Raw genomic sequence first — 15,707 nt, 5'->3', positions numbered from 1 at the left:
AGCGTGTGGCCTCCCGGGTCCCGGCTCTGCGCAGCAGCGCCAAGGCGCTGCAGCGCGTCCGGGACACAGAGCGCCCCCCGAAACAACAGCCATTCACACCCTCACGCACTTGTCAGGGCGCGCGGCGCCGCGCCCGCGTCTTTCCAGCCAAGTGTTGTTTTCTTGTCATTTACTTTATTTCGAACATTTTCTTTGTTCCGCGTGCTGGCGGGCCCTTGGCGGCCGCGCGTGGAAACCATCCGGTTAACAGGCGCGGTTAAGAATATCCGGGCAAGCGGGCAATTGCCGGTGCTGCGTAGTTTTGGACGATCCGTTCGGGGCAGAGGAAAAATTGATGTCGGTAAGGATTGCTGTGGCGCTCGCCGCCACCATCGGGGCAGGGGTCTTGACGTCGACGGCCGCAGAGGCGCGGCCGGAAATGGTGGGGACGCACCTGGCCGACTATTCGCCGGGCACCATCGTGGTCAAAACCAACGAGCGGCGGCTCTATCTCATCCTCGATAACGGCCACGCCGTGCGCTATCCGGTCGGCGTCGGCAAGTCCGGCAAGCAATGGGCCGGCACCACCCGCATCGACGGCAAATATATCAACCCGGCTTGGTCGCCGCCTGCGGAAGTGAAGCGCGACAAGCCCAGCATCCCGGACGTCATTCCGGGCGGCTCGCCGCGCAACCCGATGGGCGTTGCGGCGATGACGCTGGCCGGCGGCGAATACGCCATCCACGGCACCAACGTGCCGGGCTCGGTCGGCGGCTTCGTCTCCTATGGCTGCATCCGCATGCTCAACGACGACATCACCGATCTCTACGGCCGCGTCTCGGTCGGCACGACGGTGGTCGTGACGCGCTGATCTCTAAACTCGTAACAGAATTGAAAGAGCCGCGTCCATCGACGCGGCTTTTTGTTACCAGAAGCGCCAGCCGCGCGCGCACCAGCCGTCGCGATGGCCACCGTTGTAGCTCCGCGCGTAACCGCCCGCGAGCAACGCGGCAGATACGTCCGCAGTTCGCCTTGTCGCGACATTGGCGAGAACACGGCCGTATTGGTCGGGGCCGAGATTGGTGATCGTCACGCCGCCCTGGCCGAGCAGATCGCGCAGCGCGCCGGTCGCCGCTTGAGCCTTGTCCAATTCATCCTGGCAGGATGCTTTCATCTCCGGCGCATCGATACCGCGCAGGCGAACGCGCGCAACGAGAACGCGTCCGTCGCGCTGGCGCACGCGAGCAAGAAAAGTATCGCCGTCGATCGTGCGAATGACGTCGACCGGCTGACGGATGTCCGGATTGGCCTGCTGCAAAATGATCTGGGCATCTCGCGATTGACCGTCGATCGCATGCGGGAAGGGCCAGTTCATCCCGTGCCGGAAGGTAAGCACGACGGCCACCACGATTGCGACCACGAACATCCACGGCAACAGCCCCGAGAAGTGACGGCCGAACGGCGAACCACTGTATGAGGGCCGGTATGGATGGCTAGGATCGAAGCGCGGCATCCGCGCACGCTAGGGCTGAGTCGGGCGATCCGGCAAGATAGCCTCAAACGACAGCCTCAAAAGTCCGAGGCGATACCTTTGCGCTCCCAATCGCCGTAGCGGGTGGGCTCAGGTCCCTTCGGTCCCTGCAATTCCTTCGGCGCCGCCGCGGCGTGGGCAGCAGCAGCCTGCCGGCGCGCTTCGGCCTCGGCCAGCGCGCGCTGGGCGGCCGGCGGGAGCAGCTTGCGATCGGGAACGGGGGGCTGGTCACTCATCTCGGCGGTTCCTAGCGCAGGATCACGGGGTGTGCGACGTCCAATAACGCATTGCTGAGATGGTCATGGCGGGCTGTAAACGCGAGAGGCCATTCTTACATTTGGCATATTCGCATGCCAGAGATACGTCTCTCGAGGCATGCGCCCATTGCGGCGGAACTGCCGCTCGCCAAGAACCTTAAGCCGCATGCCATCTCAACGTTTCGCTCCTCCGTCCGAAGTGCCTGGTCTCGCGGCGCGGCGGATCGCCGCTGACATCGTCGACGGCGTGCTGCACAAGCACCGCACGCTTGACGATCAGCTCGACGGCAGCGGTGCCCATCCCGGATTGAAGACGCTCGCCGACCGCGACCGCGCGCTGATGCGCCGCCTGGTCGCGACCGTACTGCGTCGGCTCGGCACGCTCGGCCACGTGCTGTCCCGCTTGCTCGACAAGGGCATTCCCTCCGAAGCGCCGCGCGCGCAGAGCGCACTCCTGATCGGCGCCGCCCAGATCCTCTGGATGGACGTGCCCGATCACGCCGCGGTCGATCTCTCCGTCCGCCTCGTTCAATCCGACCGGCGTGCCGCGCGTTATGCCGGCCTCGTCAATGCCGTGCTGCGCCGCTGCGCGCGCGAGGGCAAGGCGCTGGTGGATGAAGTTGCCACCCAATCGCTGGACTTGCCGCCCTGGCTGCTCGCGCGCTGGAGCGCGCATTACGGCGAGGCGACCGCAAGAGACATGGCGCTGGCGCTCGGCCACGAGCCCTCGCTCGACCTCACCGTGAAATCGGACGCCGCGCAATGGGCGAGCCGGCTGCACGGTGAAGTGCTGCCGACCGGATCGGTGCGCACGGTGCTGCACGGCGCCGTGACCATGCTGCCCGGCTTCACCGAGGGGCAATGGTGGGTGCAGGATGCCGCCGCTGCGTTGCCGGCTCGGCTATTTGGCGACATCAAAGGCAAGTCCATTGCCGATCTCTGCGCCGCCCCGGGCGGCAAGACCGCGCAACTGGCCCAGGCCGGCGCGCATGTCACGGCGATCGACCGCTCACCCGCCCGGGTGGCGCGCCTGCGCGAGAATCTGACGCGGCTGTCGCTCCAGGCCGAAACCGGCGTCGCCGATGCCGTGGAATGGGCCGGCCCTGCCGAAGGTTTTGACGGCATCCTGATCGATGCGCCCTGCACATCGACCGGAACGATCCGGCGCCATCCCGACGTTGCCTGGCTCCGGCAGGAATCCGACGTCGCCGCCCTGACCGCGCTCCAGCAGCGGCTGCTGAAGAAATCCGTCTCGCTGCTCAAGCCGGGCGGGACGCTGGTCTACTGCACCTGTTCGCTGGAACCCGAAGAGGGCGAGCAGGCGATCGCGGCGCTACTTGCCACGGAGGGCGGCCTGCGCCGCGTGCCGATCGAAGCTTCCGAGGTCTCGGGGCTCAGCGAGATCATCACCACGGAAGGCGACCTGCGCACTCTGCCCAGCCACCTGCCGAACGCCGATCCCAAGCTCGGCGGGCTCGACGGTTTCTACGCAGCCCGGCTCGTTAAATCCTGATTTTGCACCGGTTTTTGCGCCAGCGCTGATTCGCGACGCTTCAAGATGGTGTCAGACGTCCGATTTTGGGATTAAGAAGGATTCGTCGTTCATCCTCTCCCCCTTCAAGGCAAGGCGTGTCGGTCGCTCAACGCAGACGTATCTCGACGCTGGTGATGAACCGCTTCGCGCGGAACATGCTCGCGCGCGCGAGCGGCGGTTCCGTTGCGCTGTCGCGGGTCTGGCCCGGCCGTACCGACCGGCTGATCATTGCGCCGCATGACCTGCGCACCGCGGATGCGACCCGCGCGGCAGAGATCTATGCCGGCCGCTTCGTCTTCGCCGGCAAGATCGTCAATTGCCACGGCCGCTCGATCTTCGATCTCGAACCGCCGTCGGAAGACTGGGAGGTCGCGCTGCTCGGCTTCGGCTGGCTGCGCCATCTGCGCGCCGCCGACACTGCACTGACGCGGGCCAATGCGCGCGCGCTGGTCGAGGACTGGATCGCCAACCCCGCCAACAAGCGCCGCGCCGTCGCGCGGCGTGCCGACGTGCTGGCGCGGCGTGTGATCTCGCTGCTGTCGCAGGCGCCGCTGGTGCTCAACGACACCGACAACAAATTCTACCGCCGCTATCTGCGGGCGCTGGCGCGGGAGATCCGCCTCCTGCGCTACACCATGGTCAACATGCCCGACGGGGTGCCGAAGCTCCAGGTGCTGATCGCGCTGTGCTACGCGGCGCTGTGCCTTGCCAACCAGGCGGGACAGATCCGCAGTGCCTCGAAAAAGCTCTCGGACGAGTTGCAGCGGCAGATCCTGCCCGACGGCGGCCACATCTCCCGCAATCCGGGCGCGCTGATCGAGCTCCTGATCGACCTGTTGCCGCTGCGGCAGACCTTTGCCGCGCGCAACATCGCGCCGCCGCCGGCGCTGCTCAACGCGATCGACCGCATGATGCCGATGCTGCGCTTCTTCCGGCACGGCGACGGCAATTTCGCGCTGTTCAACGGCATGAGCGCGACGCCCTCGGACCTGCTCGCCACGCTGCTCGCCTATGACGACACCCACGGCGCGCCGATGGCGAACATGCCGCATACCGGCTTCCAGCGTCTCGACGCCGGCCAGACCACGCTGATCATCGACACCGGCCCGCCGCCGCCGGCCGGCGTCAGCCACGACGCCCATGCCGGCTGCCTGTCGTTCGAATTGTCTTCCGGCATCAGCCGCATCGTCACCAATTGCGGCATGCCGACCACGGGCCGCGACAATTGGCGGCCGTTCGCACGCGGCACCGCGGCGCATTCGACGCTGACCTATCACGCGACGTCCTCATGCCAGTTCGTCGAGATGTCGGCGATGAAGCGCCTCCTGCACGGCTCGCCGGTCACCAGCGGCCCCGTCGAGGTCGAGAGCTATCGCGAGATCGTTCAGAACGGCACGCTGCTCACGACCTCGCATGACGGCTACCTCGCGAAATTCGGCGCGATCCATCGCCGCGTGCTGATGGTCGCCAATGACGGCGCACGCATCGATGGCGAGGACACGCTGTCGCCGCCGCAGGGCGGACGCTTCAAGGGCGCCGACGCCGACTTCGCGCTGCGCTTCCATCTGCATCCGGCGGTGAAGGCGAGCCGGTTGTCGGATGCCCGTGGCGTCATGCTGGTGCTGCCGAACCGCGACGTCTGGACCTTCGAGGCGCTCGACGACAAGGTCGATCTCGAGGACAGCGTGTTCCTGGCCGGCAATGACGGCCCGCGCCGCACCGCGCAGATCGTGATCCGGCAGGATGCGCGACAGGCGCCGTCGATCCGCTGGAGCTTCGTTCGCTCGACCGCTTCGCCGGCGGTCACCAATGCCCGCCGCAACGCCCGGCGCGAGCCGGAACTTCCGCTGTAAACGCGCACGATTCGGCCCCATCTCATCGTTGTGAAAACGGCCGAAAGCTGCTATCGAGCCCTCGCTCGCGCGACTGGCGACCTTGGATGGAGCACCATCGGGAAGCGCGGGACAGAGACGCCGCGCGCCTGGGCATAGACACTCCTTAAGACAGAGGATCTTGCTCATGACTGACCATCCCCGCCGCGTCACCCGTGCTCTTCTCTCCGTTTCCGACAAGACCGGCCTGATCGAGTTCGCAAAGGCGCTTGCCGCGCACGATGTCGAGCTGGTCTCGACCGGCGGCACCGCCAAGGCGATCGCCGCGGCCGGCCTCAAGGTGAAGGACGTTTCCGACCTCACCGGCTTCCCCGAGATGATGGACGGCCGCGTCAAGACGCTGCATCCGAAGGTGCATGGCGGCCTGCTCGCGATCCGCGACAACAAGGAACATGCGGAAGCGATGAAGGCACACGGCATCGCGCCGATCGATCTCCTGGTCGTCAACCTGTATCCGTTCGAAGCGACCGTCGACAAGGGCGCGGGCTTCGAGGACTGCATCGAGAACATCGACATCGGCGGCCCCGCAATGATCCGCGCCGCGGCGAAGAACCATGACGACGTCGCCGTCGTGGTCGAGGCCGAGGACTACAAGGCCGTGCTCGACGAGCTCGCCGCCAACAACGGATCGACGACGTTGAAACTGCGCCGGCGGCTTGCCGCAAAGGCCTATGCGCGCACCGGCGCGTATGACGCCGCGATCTCGAACTGGTTCAACCGCCAGCTCGAAATCGACGCGCCCGATTTCCGCGCCTTCGGCGGCAGACTGATCCAGTCGCTGCGCTATGGCGAGAACCCGCACCAGACCGCGGCGTTCTATGCGACGCCCGACAAGCGGCCAGGCGTCTCGACCGCACGCCAGCTCCAGGGCAAGGAGCTCTCCTACAACAACATCAACGACACCGATGCGGCCTATGAGTGCATCGGCGAGTTCGACGCCAAGCGCACCGCGGCCTGCGTCATCGTCAAGCACGCCAATCCATGCGGCGTTGCCGAAGGCTCCGATCTCGTCAGCGCCTATCGCAAGGCGCTCGCATGCGATTCCACCTCGGCGTTCGGCGGCATCATCGCGATGAACCGCGCGCTCGACGCCGACACCGCGCGCGAGATCACAAAGATCTTCACCGAGGTGATCATCGCGCCCGACGCCAGCGAGGAGGCGATCGCGATCATCGGCGCGCGCAAGAATCTGCGCCTGCTGCTCGTCGGCAGCCTGCCCGATCCGCGCGCGCCTGGCCTCACCGCCAAGACGGTGGCCGGCGGCCTCCTCGTGCAAAGCCGCGACAACGCGGTGGTCGACGACATGACCTTCAAGGTCGTGACCAAACGTGCGCCCACCGACGCCGAGATGCGCGATCTGAAATTCGCGTTCCGGGTCGCAAAGCACGTCAAGTCCAACACCATCATCTACGCCAAGGATCTCGCCACCGTCGGCATCGGCGCGGGCCAGATGAGCCGGGTGGATTCAGCGCGGATCGCAGCGCGCAAGGCGCAGGACGCGGCCAATGAGCTCAAGCTCGCCGAGCCGCTCACCAAGGGCTCGGTGGTGGCGTCGGATGCGTTCTTCCCGTTCGCCGACGGCATGCTCGCCTGCATTGAGGCCGGCGCCACCGCCGTGGTGCAGCCCGGCGGCTCCATGCGCGACGACGAGGTGATCAAGGCCGCCGATGAGCACGGCATCGCCATGGTATTCACGGGCACGCGGCACTTCAGGCACTAACTCACCGCGAGCGTAGCCCGGATGGAGCGCAGCGAAATCCGGGTTTCACGTCTCAGCAACAGCGGCCCCGGATTGCGCTTCGGTCCATCCGGGCTACGCCACTAATCCCGTACCCGCATCAACAACCCAAGCCCCGCGACGAAGAACACCACCAGCACGGCCATGCCGGCCTTCTGGCTCGCCGTCACCGCGGTGATCATGCCGATCAGCAGCGGGCCGATGAAGGACGTTACCTTCCCCGTCAGCGCGAATAGGCCGAAATACTGCGCGATGCGATCCTTCGGCGCGAGGCGGATCAGCAGCGTCCGCGAGGCGGCCTGAAGCGGGCCGCCGGCAGCGCCGATGAGACAACCCAAAACGAGATAAGCGCGCTCGGCAGCGCTCGAGAACAGGGGCGCGCCCGGAAGAGGCGGCGCGACCTTGACGAACAGGACGCTGTCCTTGTCGACCAGAAGAATCGCCGCCACCGCCAGCAACAGAACAAGCAGGCTGCCGGCGATGACGCGCTTCGGCCCGAGACCATCGTCGAGCTTGCCCCCAAGCCATGCGCCAAGGGCGCCGGCAATCGCGAGCATGATGCCGAAGGTGCCGATCTGGATCGTGTGCCAGCCGAAGGTGCCGGCGGCATAGATGCCGCCGAACGCGAACAGCGACACCAGGCCGTCGGTGTAGATCATGTTGGCGAGCAGGAATGCCGCGAGCGATTTCCGCTGCGGCAGGCCCTTAATCGATTGCTTGAGATCCGACAATCCCTCGTGCAGCGCCTCGCGCACCGGATGCTTCGCCGGATAATCCGGCGTGAACAGGAATAACGGTGTCACGAAGATGATGAACCACAGCCCGGTCAGCGGTCCCACGATGCGATCGCCCTGATGGCTGACCGGATCGAGCCCGAACAGCGGCTTGAAGCCGAGCAGCGTGCGGCCGGTTTCGGGATTGGCGGCGAGGAAGCCGAGCACGATGACGAGGCTGACGATGCCGCCGATGTAACCCGTAGCCCAGCCGGTGCCGGAGAGCCGGCCGATCCGCTCAGGCGGCACCAGGGTCGGCATCATCGCGTTGTTGAAGACGGTGGCGAATTCCGCGCCGACGCTGGCGAGCGCGACCGCGGTGAGCAGCGGCGCAATGATGGTGGGATCGCCGGGCTTGCCGATCCACAGCGTGCAGGCCGCCAGCACCAGCAGTGCGCCGAATCCCGCGATCCACGGCTTCCTGCGGCCCGAGGCATCGGCAATGGCGCCGAGCACCGGCGACATCAGCGCGATCGCGAGGCCTGCGGCCGCCATCGCAAAGCCCCACAACGACTGGCCGGTGGCGGCATCTGGCGCAATGCTGGTGGCGAAATAGGGTGCGAAAACAAAGGTCGTGATCAGCGTGAAATAAGGCTGCGCGGCCCAATCGAAGAAGATCCAGCTGATAACGGCGGCGCGCGGCGGATAGGTCCGCTGCGCGCCGGCCAAGCGCGCATCCGAGGCGATCGTCGTCATATTCCAGTCCCCATCACGAACAGTTTTGCCTCTGTTGGGGCAAAGCGTATAGCATTGAAGCGACGCGTGGGAACTGGCCTGAGGCCGCGACGGAAGCTTGATGATGTCGTCATATCCGACACGGCGGACATTTTTCGCCTTCATTGCCACTCTGGCGTTTGGTTTTTCGTCTGCCACCGCACAGGATGCGCGGCGAGCCTATGTCCCACCCGCGCTCGACACGGTGCACGCCGTTCCGTCCGAGCACGGCATGGTGGTGGCGCAGGAAAAGATATCGGCGCAAGTCGGCGCCGACATCCTGCGCCGCGGCGGCAACGCGGTCGATGCCGCGGTCGCCACCGGCTTTGCGATGGCCGTGACGTATCCGCGCGCCGGCAATATCGGCGGCGGCGGATTCATGGTGATCCATTCGGCCGAGCGCAACGAAGACATCACGATCGACTATCGCGAGACCGCGCCGGCTGCGACCACCCCGCAGATATTCCTCGGTGCTGACGGCAAGCCCGATGCCGCGAAGTCGCGGGATTCCGCGCTCGGCGTCGGCGTGCCCGGCACCGTCGCAGGTCTTGTGCTGGCCTTGGAAAAATACGGCTCGGGCCGGTTCACGCTGGCACAGCTGCTCGAGCCCGCGATTGGGCTCGCCCGCGACGGTTTTGTCGTCACCGACGACCTTGCCGACACGCTGCCGGGTTGGCACCGGCGGCTGGCGCGCTGGCCGTCGTCGGCCAAGATCTTCTCGCGCCCCGACGGCACACCGCTCGGCGAAGGCGACAGGCTGGTGCAGAGTGATCTCGCCGAAACGCTGTCGGCCGTCGCCGCACAGGGGCCACGCGGCTTCTATGAGGGACCGATCGCGGACAAGCTCGCCAAGGCCGTGACTGACGCCGGCGGCATCATGACGCCGGCCGATCTGAAATCCTATCAGGCCGTGATCCGTGCCCCGGTGCGCGGCACCTATCGCGGCTACGACATCGTCTCGATGCCGCTGCCTTCCTCCGGCGGCGTGGTGCTGGTGGAGACGCTCAACATCCTCGAGGGCTTTCAGCTGGCCGATCTGAAACAGGGGTCGCCCGCTTCGCTGCATCTGCTGATCGAAGCCATGAAGCGCGCCTATGCGGATCGTGCGCGCTATCTCGGCGATCCCGCCTTCGTCAATGCGCCGATCGACACGCTCACTGCAAAGGACTACGCCGCCAAGCTGCGCGCCGGCATCTCCACGGAGCGCGCCACGCCGTCGAAGCAGCTCGTCTCCGCCCCTCCCGCGCCGCACGAGGGCACCAACACCACGCACTTTTCCGTCGTCGACGCCGGCGGCAATGCCGTCAGCAACACCACCACGCTGAATTTCAGCTATGGCGTCGGCCTCGTTGCCGACGGAACCGGCGTGCTGCTCAACAACGAGCTTGACGATTTCACCGCGGCGGTCGGGGCTTCCAACGCCTATGGCCTCGTCGGTTTCGAGCCCAATCTGCCGGGGCCCGGCAAGCGGCCGTTGTCCTCGATGTCCCCGACCATCGTGCTCAAGAACGGCAAGCCGGTGCTGGTGACGGGCTCGCCCGGCGGCAGCCGCATCATTTCGACCGTGCTCCAGGTCATCGTCAACGTGCTCGACTACAAGATGGATGTGGCCGCCGCCGTCGCTGCGCCACGGCTGCATCACCAATGGCTGCCGGACGAGGTGCGCGTCGAGAGCGGCTTTCCCGGCGATGTGCTGTTCGAGCTGAAGGCGATGGATCACCTCATCGTCGAGCCGATGGGACAGACCTCGGCCAATTCGATTCTCGTGACGCCGAACGGTCCACTCGGCGCGCCCGATCCGCGTACCCGCGGCGCGGAAGCCGCGGGACAGTAGTCTTGCCGTTGCATGGCACGGCAGCGCGCGCCTGCTTGCGCGGGCTGCCGTGCGTGCTACCACCGCGCAGCTTTAAGGGACCGCCGGGGAAACGCACATGAGCACAGCCGATCCGACCCAGCGCATTGAGCGCGCGGAGATCGAAGACACCAGCCTTCTCGCCTTCTATCGCGACATGAACGCGCCGGAGCGGCGGACGTTCTGGGCCTGCGCCGCGGGCTGGGCGCTCGACGGCATGGACTTCATGATCTATCCGCTGGTGATCGGCACCATCATCGCGCTGTGGAAGGTCGATGCGGCCTCGGCCGGACTCGCCGGCACCGTGACGCTGCTGGCCTCCGCGATCGGCGGCTGGCTCGGCGGCTATCTCTCCGATCATATCGGACGTGTCAGGACACTCCAGATCACCATCATCTGGTTCTCGTTCTTCTCGCTGGTCTGCGCGGTCGTGCAGAATTTCGACCAGCTCCTGATCGCACGCGCCGTGCTCGGCCTCGGCTTCGGCGGCGAGTGGGCGGCGGGCGCCGTGCTGATGGGCGAGGCGATCCGGCCGCAATATCGCGGACGCGCAGTCGGCTCGGTGCAGTCGGGCTGGGCGGTCGGCTGGGGTCTCGCCGTGCTGTCGCAGGCGATCCTGTTCTCGGCTTTGCCGCCGGAGACGGCGTGGCGCTGGATGTTCGTGATCGGCGCGCTGCCGGCGCTGCTGGTGTTCTACATCCGCCGCTCCGTCACCGAGCCGGAGATCGCGGCCGAGGCCCGCGCAAAACAGGCCGCGAGCGGCGATCGTCCGGCGCTCTGGGAAATCTTCTCCGGCCCGATCCTGAAGACCACGATCCTGGCCTCGCTGATGGCGACCGGCTGCCAGGGCGGCTACTACGCCGTCACCTTCTGGGTGCCGCAGTTCCTGACCAAGGAGCGGCACCTGTCGATCGTCGGTTCGACCGGTTATCTCTCGACGCTGATCATCGGCTCTTTCATCGGCTATCTCGTCGGGGCCTGGCTCGCGGATCGCATCGGCAGGCGCAATCTGTTCCTGATCTTCTCGATCGGCGCCATGGCCGTGGTGCTGCTCTACACGCAGCTGCCGCTCACCAACGAGATCCTGTGGGTGCTCGGCTTCCCGCTGGGCTTCTTCGCCTCGGGCTATTTCTCGGGGATCGGCGCGTTCCTGACCGAGCTCTATCCGACGCGGCTGCGCGGCTCCGGCCAGGGCTTCTGCTACAATTTCGGCCGCGGCATCGGCGCGCTGTTTCCGTTCCTAGTCGGCGCGCTCTCGGCGACGACCTCGCTCGCGAATGCGATCGCGATGTTCGCGGTGGTGGCTTACGTGCTGTTCTTCATTGCCGCCTTCGCGCTGCCGGAGACGCGCGGGCGCGTGCTGCACGCGGACTAGTACCCACTTTTCTTGGAACGTGAGTCGTGATTCAAGGTCGGGATGATACCCGAAGCAAGAGAAGTCCACCTTTCGAGGAAAGATCGCAAGGTGCTTGAGGCGTGCTGTCGCTCACCGGTGACGTTGCAGCGCGATTTGAAGCGGGCGCGGATAGTTCTGTTGGCGGCGGATGGGCGCAGCACCCGGTCGATCGCCAAGGAAGTTGGGGTCCAGCCGCGGATTGTCAGCCTTTGGCGGCATCGCTATGCCGACCATGGCCTTGAAGGGCTGCAAGACAAGCCGCGGCCTGGCAAGCAGCCGATCTATACGAAGACGACCGACAAGCGGATTCTGAAGCTGCTGGATAAGCCGCCACCGCAAGGGTTTGCGCGCTGGACCGGCCCCCTGCTGGCCGAGGCGCTGGGCGATGTCGATGTCCAATATGTCTGGCGGTTCCTGCGCAGCCACAAGATTGACCTGGTGGCTCGCAAGTCCTGGTGCGAGAGCAACGACCCGAACTTTACGGCCAAAGCCGCCGATGTTGTCGGCCTCTATGTCGCGCCGCCGGCGAAGGCCATTGTGCTGTGCGTGGACGAGAAGCCCTCGATCCAGGCTTTGGAGCGAGCGCAGGGTTATCTGAAGTTGCCCAATGGCCGCGCCTTGACCGGCCAAAGCCACGATTACAAGCGGCATGGCACCACAACATTGTTTGCGGCGCTCGAAGTCGCCACCGGAAAGATCATCGCGACCCATTCAAAACGCCGGCGCCGCGTCGAGTTTCTCGATTTCATGAACAGCGTCACCGCGGCTTTTCCGAACCGCAAGCTTCACGTCATCCTCGACAACCTCAACACCCATAAAAAGAACGAGGACTGGCTCAAGGCCCACCCCAACGTGCAATTTCATTTCACGCCGACAAGTGCGTCATGGCTCAATCAGGTCGAAGTATGGTTTTCCATCTTGCAGGGGCAGTCGCTCAGCGGCACCTCCTTCACGAGCCTCAAGCAGCTTCAGGAACACATCGATGCCTACGTCAACGCATACAACGACAGAGCCGAGCCCTTCGTCTGGACCAAGAAAAAGGTCCGTCAACGCCGTTTCAAAGGCCGCCGTATCACTCAGCTCTGATTCCGGGTACTAGTCCGGCGTTATCACCCGGGGCGGTGAGGAAATTTTACCGCCCCACTTGGTACGGCCCGCCCTTTTCCAGCGCTCTGGCGTACGCCGGCCGCGCGTGAATGCGCTCCAGGAATGCCATCGCCTTGGGATGGCCGAGCTCGAGCCCGCCACGCGCTTGCGCGGCTTCGAGCGGGAAGCTCATCTGGATATCGGCGGCGGTGAACTCGCTGCCGGCAAACCACTCGCTCTTGCCGAGCTCGCCTTCCCAATAATCCATGTGCTGCTTGAGCTGCGGATTGACCAGCGCGGTGAGCGCCTGGTTCGAGACCTTGCGCACCAGCGGGCGAAGCAGCGCGGGTGCGCGCTTCGGCATCAGCGTGAACAGCAGCTTGAGCAGCAGCGGCTGCATCGCCGAGCCCTCCGCATAGTGCAGCCAATAGGTGAAGCGCAGCCGCTCAGGCGTATTCGGCGGCGGAATCAGCCGGCCGTTGCCGTAGGTGGCGATGAGGTATTCGATGATCGCGCCTGACTCGGCGATGGTGTTGCCGTTGTCGGTGATGACGGGCGACTTGCCGAGCGGATGGATGGCGCGCAGCTCCTTCGGCGCGCGCATGTCCGGCTGGCGCTGATAGCGCACGATCTCGTAGGGCACGCCCAACTCCTCGAGCAGCCACAGCACCCGCTGTGAGCGGGAATTGTTGAGGTGGTGAACGGTCAGCATCGTGGAGGTCCCCAGGCTAGGCGTGGTCGGTCGGCCGCGCTGTTCGTGCCAGCCCGGGAACGCAATGTCGAGCCATCCAGACGGACAATTTAACCCGGGTATATTGACGTCCGCAATTTACCCGGATATTAAAAGGCCAACATCATCAATATGGCAATGATTTCAATGCAACGGACTTTCACAGCCTTCCAGGGCCATCGCCGCCTGGCGTCCGGGCCAGCGGGAGAGGTCGCGCTGGTCGTCAAACGGATAGCGCCACCGCCGGACGAGCCCATCATCATCTTCGAGGACAGCACGGGCCGACCGATCGACTTCGATCTGCGCGGCGGGGATCGCGAGGTGCTGGCGCGGGTGGCGAAGCTTGTCCCGCCGCCGGTCGAGGAGACCGCGCCACCGAGCGAGCCCCGCGGGCGCGGCCGGCCGAAGCTCGGCGTGGTCGCGCGCGAGGTGACGCTGCTGCCGCGGCACTGGGAGTGGCTCGGAGCCCAGCCGGGCGGCGCCTCGGTCGCGCTGCGGAAACTCGTCGACGAGGCGAGACGCGCAAGCGGCGACAAGGACCGCGAGCGGCAGGCGCGTGATGCGGCCTATCACTTCATGTCGACCATGGCGGGTAATCTGCCGCAGTTCGAGGAAGCTTCGCGCGCCCTGTTCGCGGATGACCGGCGGCGCTTCACCGGACTGATCGCCGACTGGCCGGTCGACGTCCGCGACCACATCGTCAAGCTCGCCTACAGCGACCGCGCTTAGGCGCAGCACTTTCTCTCACCCATCGACGGCCAAGCCGCGCGTGCATCGCGCGGCAACGGCTTCGCACGCCCCGATGAAAGGCCTATCCATGCCCACTCCAAAGCCGCTCTGGACGACATTCCTCCGCTTCCTCGCACCGCTGGTGCTGAGCAACGCGCTGCAATCGCTGTTCGGGACCGTCAGCAACGTCTATCTCGGCCAGATGATCGGCGTCGACGCGCTCGCAGCGGTGTCGGCATTCTTCCCGGTGATGTTCTTCCTGTTCGCCTTCGTCATGGGCCTGAGCACCGGCGCCACTGTGCTGATCGGCCAGGCCTTTGGCGCCGGCGAGCACGACAGGATCAGGATCGTCGTCGGCACGACGCTCGCGATCGGCCTGCTGCTCTCGCTTTCGGTTGCATTGGTCGGCGGCTTCTTCAGCCGGCAATTAATGACGATGCTCGCGACGCCTCCGGACATCCTCGACCAGGCCAGTGCCTATGCGCGCATCATGCTGCTCACCATGCCGCTCGGCTTCGTCTTCCTGCTGATGACGGCGATGATCCGCGGCGTCGGTGACGCCGTGACGCCGCTGCTGGCGCTGGCCTTGTCGACCACCATCGGACTGATCCTGACGCCGATGCTGATCCGCGGCGCGTTCGGGATACCTGCCGCCGGAATCACCAGTCCGGCCTGGGCGGCCGCGATTGCCAACGCGCTGACGCTGCTCGCGCTGGCCGTCTATCTGCTGCGGACGAAGCATGCACTGGCACCGGATGCCGCGCTGCTGCGTCATCTGCGGCTCAATCGTGCCGTGCTCGGAAACATTCTCGGCATCGGACTGCCGAGCGCGGTCGGCATGGTGGTGATGGCAATCGCCGAGCTGGTGCTGCTCGGGCTCGTCAACGGCTTTGGATCGGATGCCACCGCCGCGTATGGCGCGGTCAACCAGGTGATGGGCTACACGCAGTTCACGGCCATGTCGATTTCGATCGCGGTCTCGATCCTCGGCGCACAGGCCATCGGCGGCGGCAACAGGGCGCTGCTCGATGGCATCGTGCGCACCGGCCTCCTGTTCAACATTGTCCTGACCGGCGGGCTGGTGGGGCTGATCTATCTGGCGCCGCGGGCCGTGCTCGGCCTCTTCATCACCGACAGTGCCGTACTCGACCTCGCCGGGGGACTGCTTCACATCGCACTGTGGAGCTCGGTGCCGTTCGGCTTGGCTACCGTGTTTTCCGGAGCCATGCGCGCGGCCGGCGTCGCCTTGACGCCGATGCTGCTGTCGATCCTCGCCATTGTCGCGATCGAGCTGCCGGCCGCGGTGATCCTGAGCCGCACGATCGGCCTGAAAGGTGTGTGGGCTGCCTATCCGATCGTGTTCTGCGCCATGTTCGTTTTGCAGATGGGCTATTACCTCACGGTGTGGCGCAGGCGCGCGATCCGGCGTCTGATCTGACCGGATCATCAAGATATTATGACCATCATTAAACGGTGGACCCGTGGCGCGCCCTGCG

Annotated in this window: 13 protein-coding genes and 1 riboswitch; of the genes, 9 read left to right on the top strand and 4 right to left on the bottom strand. The window is 65.7% G+C overall.

Features of this window, described 5'->3' with window-relative positions; all coding sequences use genetic code 11:
• Positions 1 to 334 precede the first annotated feature (334 nt).
• The gene (locus J4G43_RS01480; protein WP_071917016.1) at positions 335 to 850 is read left to right on the top strand and encodes a L,D-transpeptidase; all 516 of its coding nucleotides are present in this window, start codon (positions 335 to 337) and stop codon (positions 848 to 850) included.
• 54 nt (positions 851 to 904) lie between these two features.
• Here J4G43_RS01480 and J4G43_RS01475 read toward each other — a convergent pair whose 3' ends face one another.
• Both J4G43_RS01475 and J4G43_RS01470 read right to left on the bottom strand, forming a co-directional pair.
• The gene (locus J4G43_RS01475; RefSeq protein ID WP_208083853.1) at positions 905 to 1,492 is read right to left on the bottom strand and encodes a thermonuclease family protein; all 588 of its coding nucleotides are present in this window, start codon (positions 1,490 to 1,492) and stop codon (positions 905 to 907) included.
• Positions 1,493 to 1,548: 56 nt separating this feature from the next.
• The gene (locus J4G43_RS01470; protein ID WP_208083852.1) at positions 1,549 to 1,746 is read right to left on the bottom strand and encodes a DUF1674 domain-containing protein; all 198 of its coding nucleotides are present in this window, start codon (positions 1,744 to 1,746) and stop codon (positions 1,549 to 1,551) included.
• A gap of 187 nt (positions 1,747 to 1,933) precedes the next feature.
• Between J4G43_RS01470 and J4G43_RS01465 the strand changes: the two genes are divergently transcribed.
• From J4G43_RS01465 to purH, 3 genes are all read left to right on the top strand, one after another.
• Complete coding sequence (locus tag J4G43_RS01465; RefSeq protein ID WP_208083851.1) at positions 1,934 to 3,280, top strand: RsmB/NOP family class I SAM-dependent RNA methyltransferase; 1,347 nt, start codon at positions 1,934 to 1,936, stop codon at positions 3,278 to 3,280.
• A gap of 155 nt (positions 3,281 to 3,435) precedes the next feature.
• Positions 3,436 to 5,154: a heparinase II/III family protein gene (locus tag J4G43_RS01460; protein WP_208089225.1), complete on the top strand. Its 1,719-nt coding sequence runs from the start codon at positions 3,436 to 3,438 to the stop codon at positions 5,152 to 5,154.
• Positions 5,155 to 5,213: 59 nt separating this feature from the next.
• A riboswitch (ZMP/ZTP riboswitch) is annotated at positions 5,214 to 5,295 on the top strand.
• A gap of 25 nt (positions 5,296 to 5,320) precedes the next feature.
• Positions 5,321 to 6,913, top strand: a complete 1,593-nt coding sequence (gene purH, locus J4G43_RS01455; RefSeq protein ID WP_208083850.1) for a bifunctional phosphoribosylaminoimidazolecarboxamide formyltransferase/IMP cyclohydrolase — start codon at positions 5,321 to 5,323, stop codon at positions 6,911 to 6,913.
• Between the two features lie 101 nt (positions 6,914 to 7,014).
• Here the strand turns inward: purH and J4G43_RS01450 are convergent, their stop codons facing one another.
• Complete coding sequence (locus J4G43_RS01450; RefSeq protein ID WP_208083849.1) at positions 7,015 to 8,400, bottom strand: MFS transporter; 1,386 nt, start codon at positions 8,398 to 8,400, stop codon at positions 7,015 to 7,017.
• A gap of 100 nt (positions 8,401 to 8,500) precedes the next feature.
• On the opposite strand from J4G43_RS01450, the gene ggt reads away from it, so the two are divergent.
• From ggt to J4G43_RS01435, 3 genes are all read left to right on the top strand, one after another.
• Positions 8,501 to 10,252 (top strand): gamma-glutamyltransferase, encoded by a 1,752-nt coding sequence (gene ggt / locus J4G43_RS01445; RefSeq protein ID WP_208083848.1) that lies wholly within the window; start codon positions 8,501 to 8,503, stop codon positions 10,250 to 10,252.
• A 97-nt stretch (positions 10,253 to 10,349) separates the two neighbouring features.
• Positions 10,350 to 11,645 (top strand): MFS transporter, encoded by a 1,296-nt coding sequence (locus tag J4G43_RS01440; protein WP_063980311.1) that lies wholly within the window; start codon positions 10,350 to 10,352, stop codon positions 11,643 to 11,645.
• A 42-nt stretch (positions 11,646 to 11,687) separates the two neighbouring features.
• Positions 11,688 to 12,752 carry an IS630-like element ISRj1 family transposase gene (locus J4G43_RS01435; protein ID WP_026192128.1) on the top strand — a complete coding sequence of 355 codons (1,065 nt, stop codon included), beginning with the start codon at positions 11,688 to 11,690 and terminating at the stop codon, positions 12,750 to 12,752.
• Positions 12,753 to 12,798: 46 nt separating this feature from the next.
• On the opposite strand, the gene J4G43_RS01430 is transcribed toward J4G43_RS01435, so the two are convergent.
• On the bottom strand, positions 12,799 to 13,464 hold the full coding sequence (locus J4G43_RS01430) for a glutathione S-transferase family protein (RefSeq protein WP_028151097.1): 666 nt from the start codon (positions 13,462 to 13,464) through the stop codon (positions 12,799 to 12,801).
• Between the two features lie 150 nt (positions 13,465 to 13,614).
• On the opposite strand from J4G43_RS01430, the gene J4G43_RS01425 reads away from it, so the two are divergent.
• Positions 13,615 to 14,211 (top strand): DUF2239 family protein, encoded by a 597-nt coding sequence (locus J4G43_RS01425; RefSeq protein WP_208083847.1) that lies wholly within the window; start codon positions 13,615 to 13,617, stop codon positions 14,209 to 14,211.
• An 88-nt stretch (positions 14,212 to 14,299) separates the two neighbouring features.
• Positions 14,300 to 15,649 (top strand): MATE family efflux transporter, encoded by a 1,350-nt coding sequence (locus tag J4G43_RS01420; protein ID WP_208083846.1) that lies wholly within the window; start codon positions 14,300 to 14,302, stop codon positions 15,647 to 15,649.
• The last annotated feature ends 58 nt before the right edge of the window (positions 15,650 to 15,707 follow it).

The organism is Bradyrhizobium barranii subsp. barranii, from assembly GCF_017565645.3.
In the GTDB taxonomy this organism is placed as follows: domain Bacteria; phylum Pseudomonadota; class Alphaproteobacteria; order Rhizobiales; family Xanthobacteraceae; genus Bradyrhizobium; species Bradyrhizobium barranii.
The sequence above is the reverse complement of the archived record's forward strand: the minus strand, read 5'-3'. Positions and strand labels throughout refer to the sequence as shown.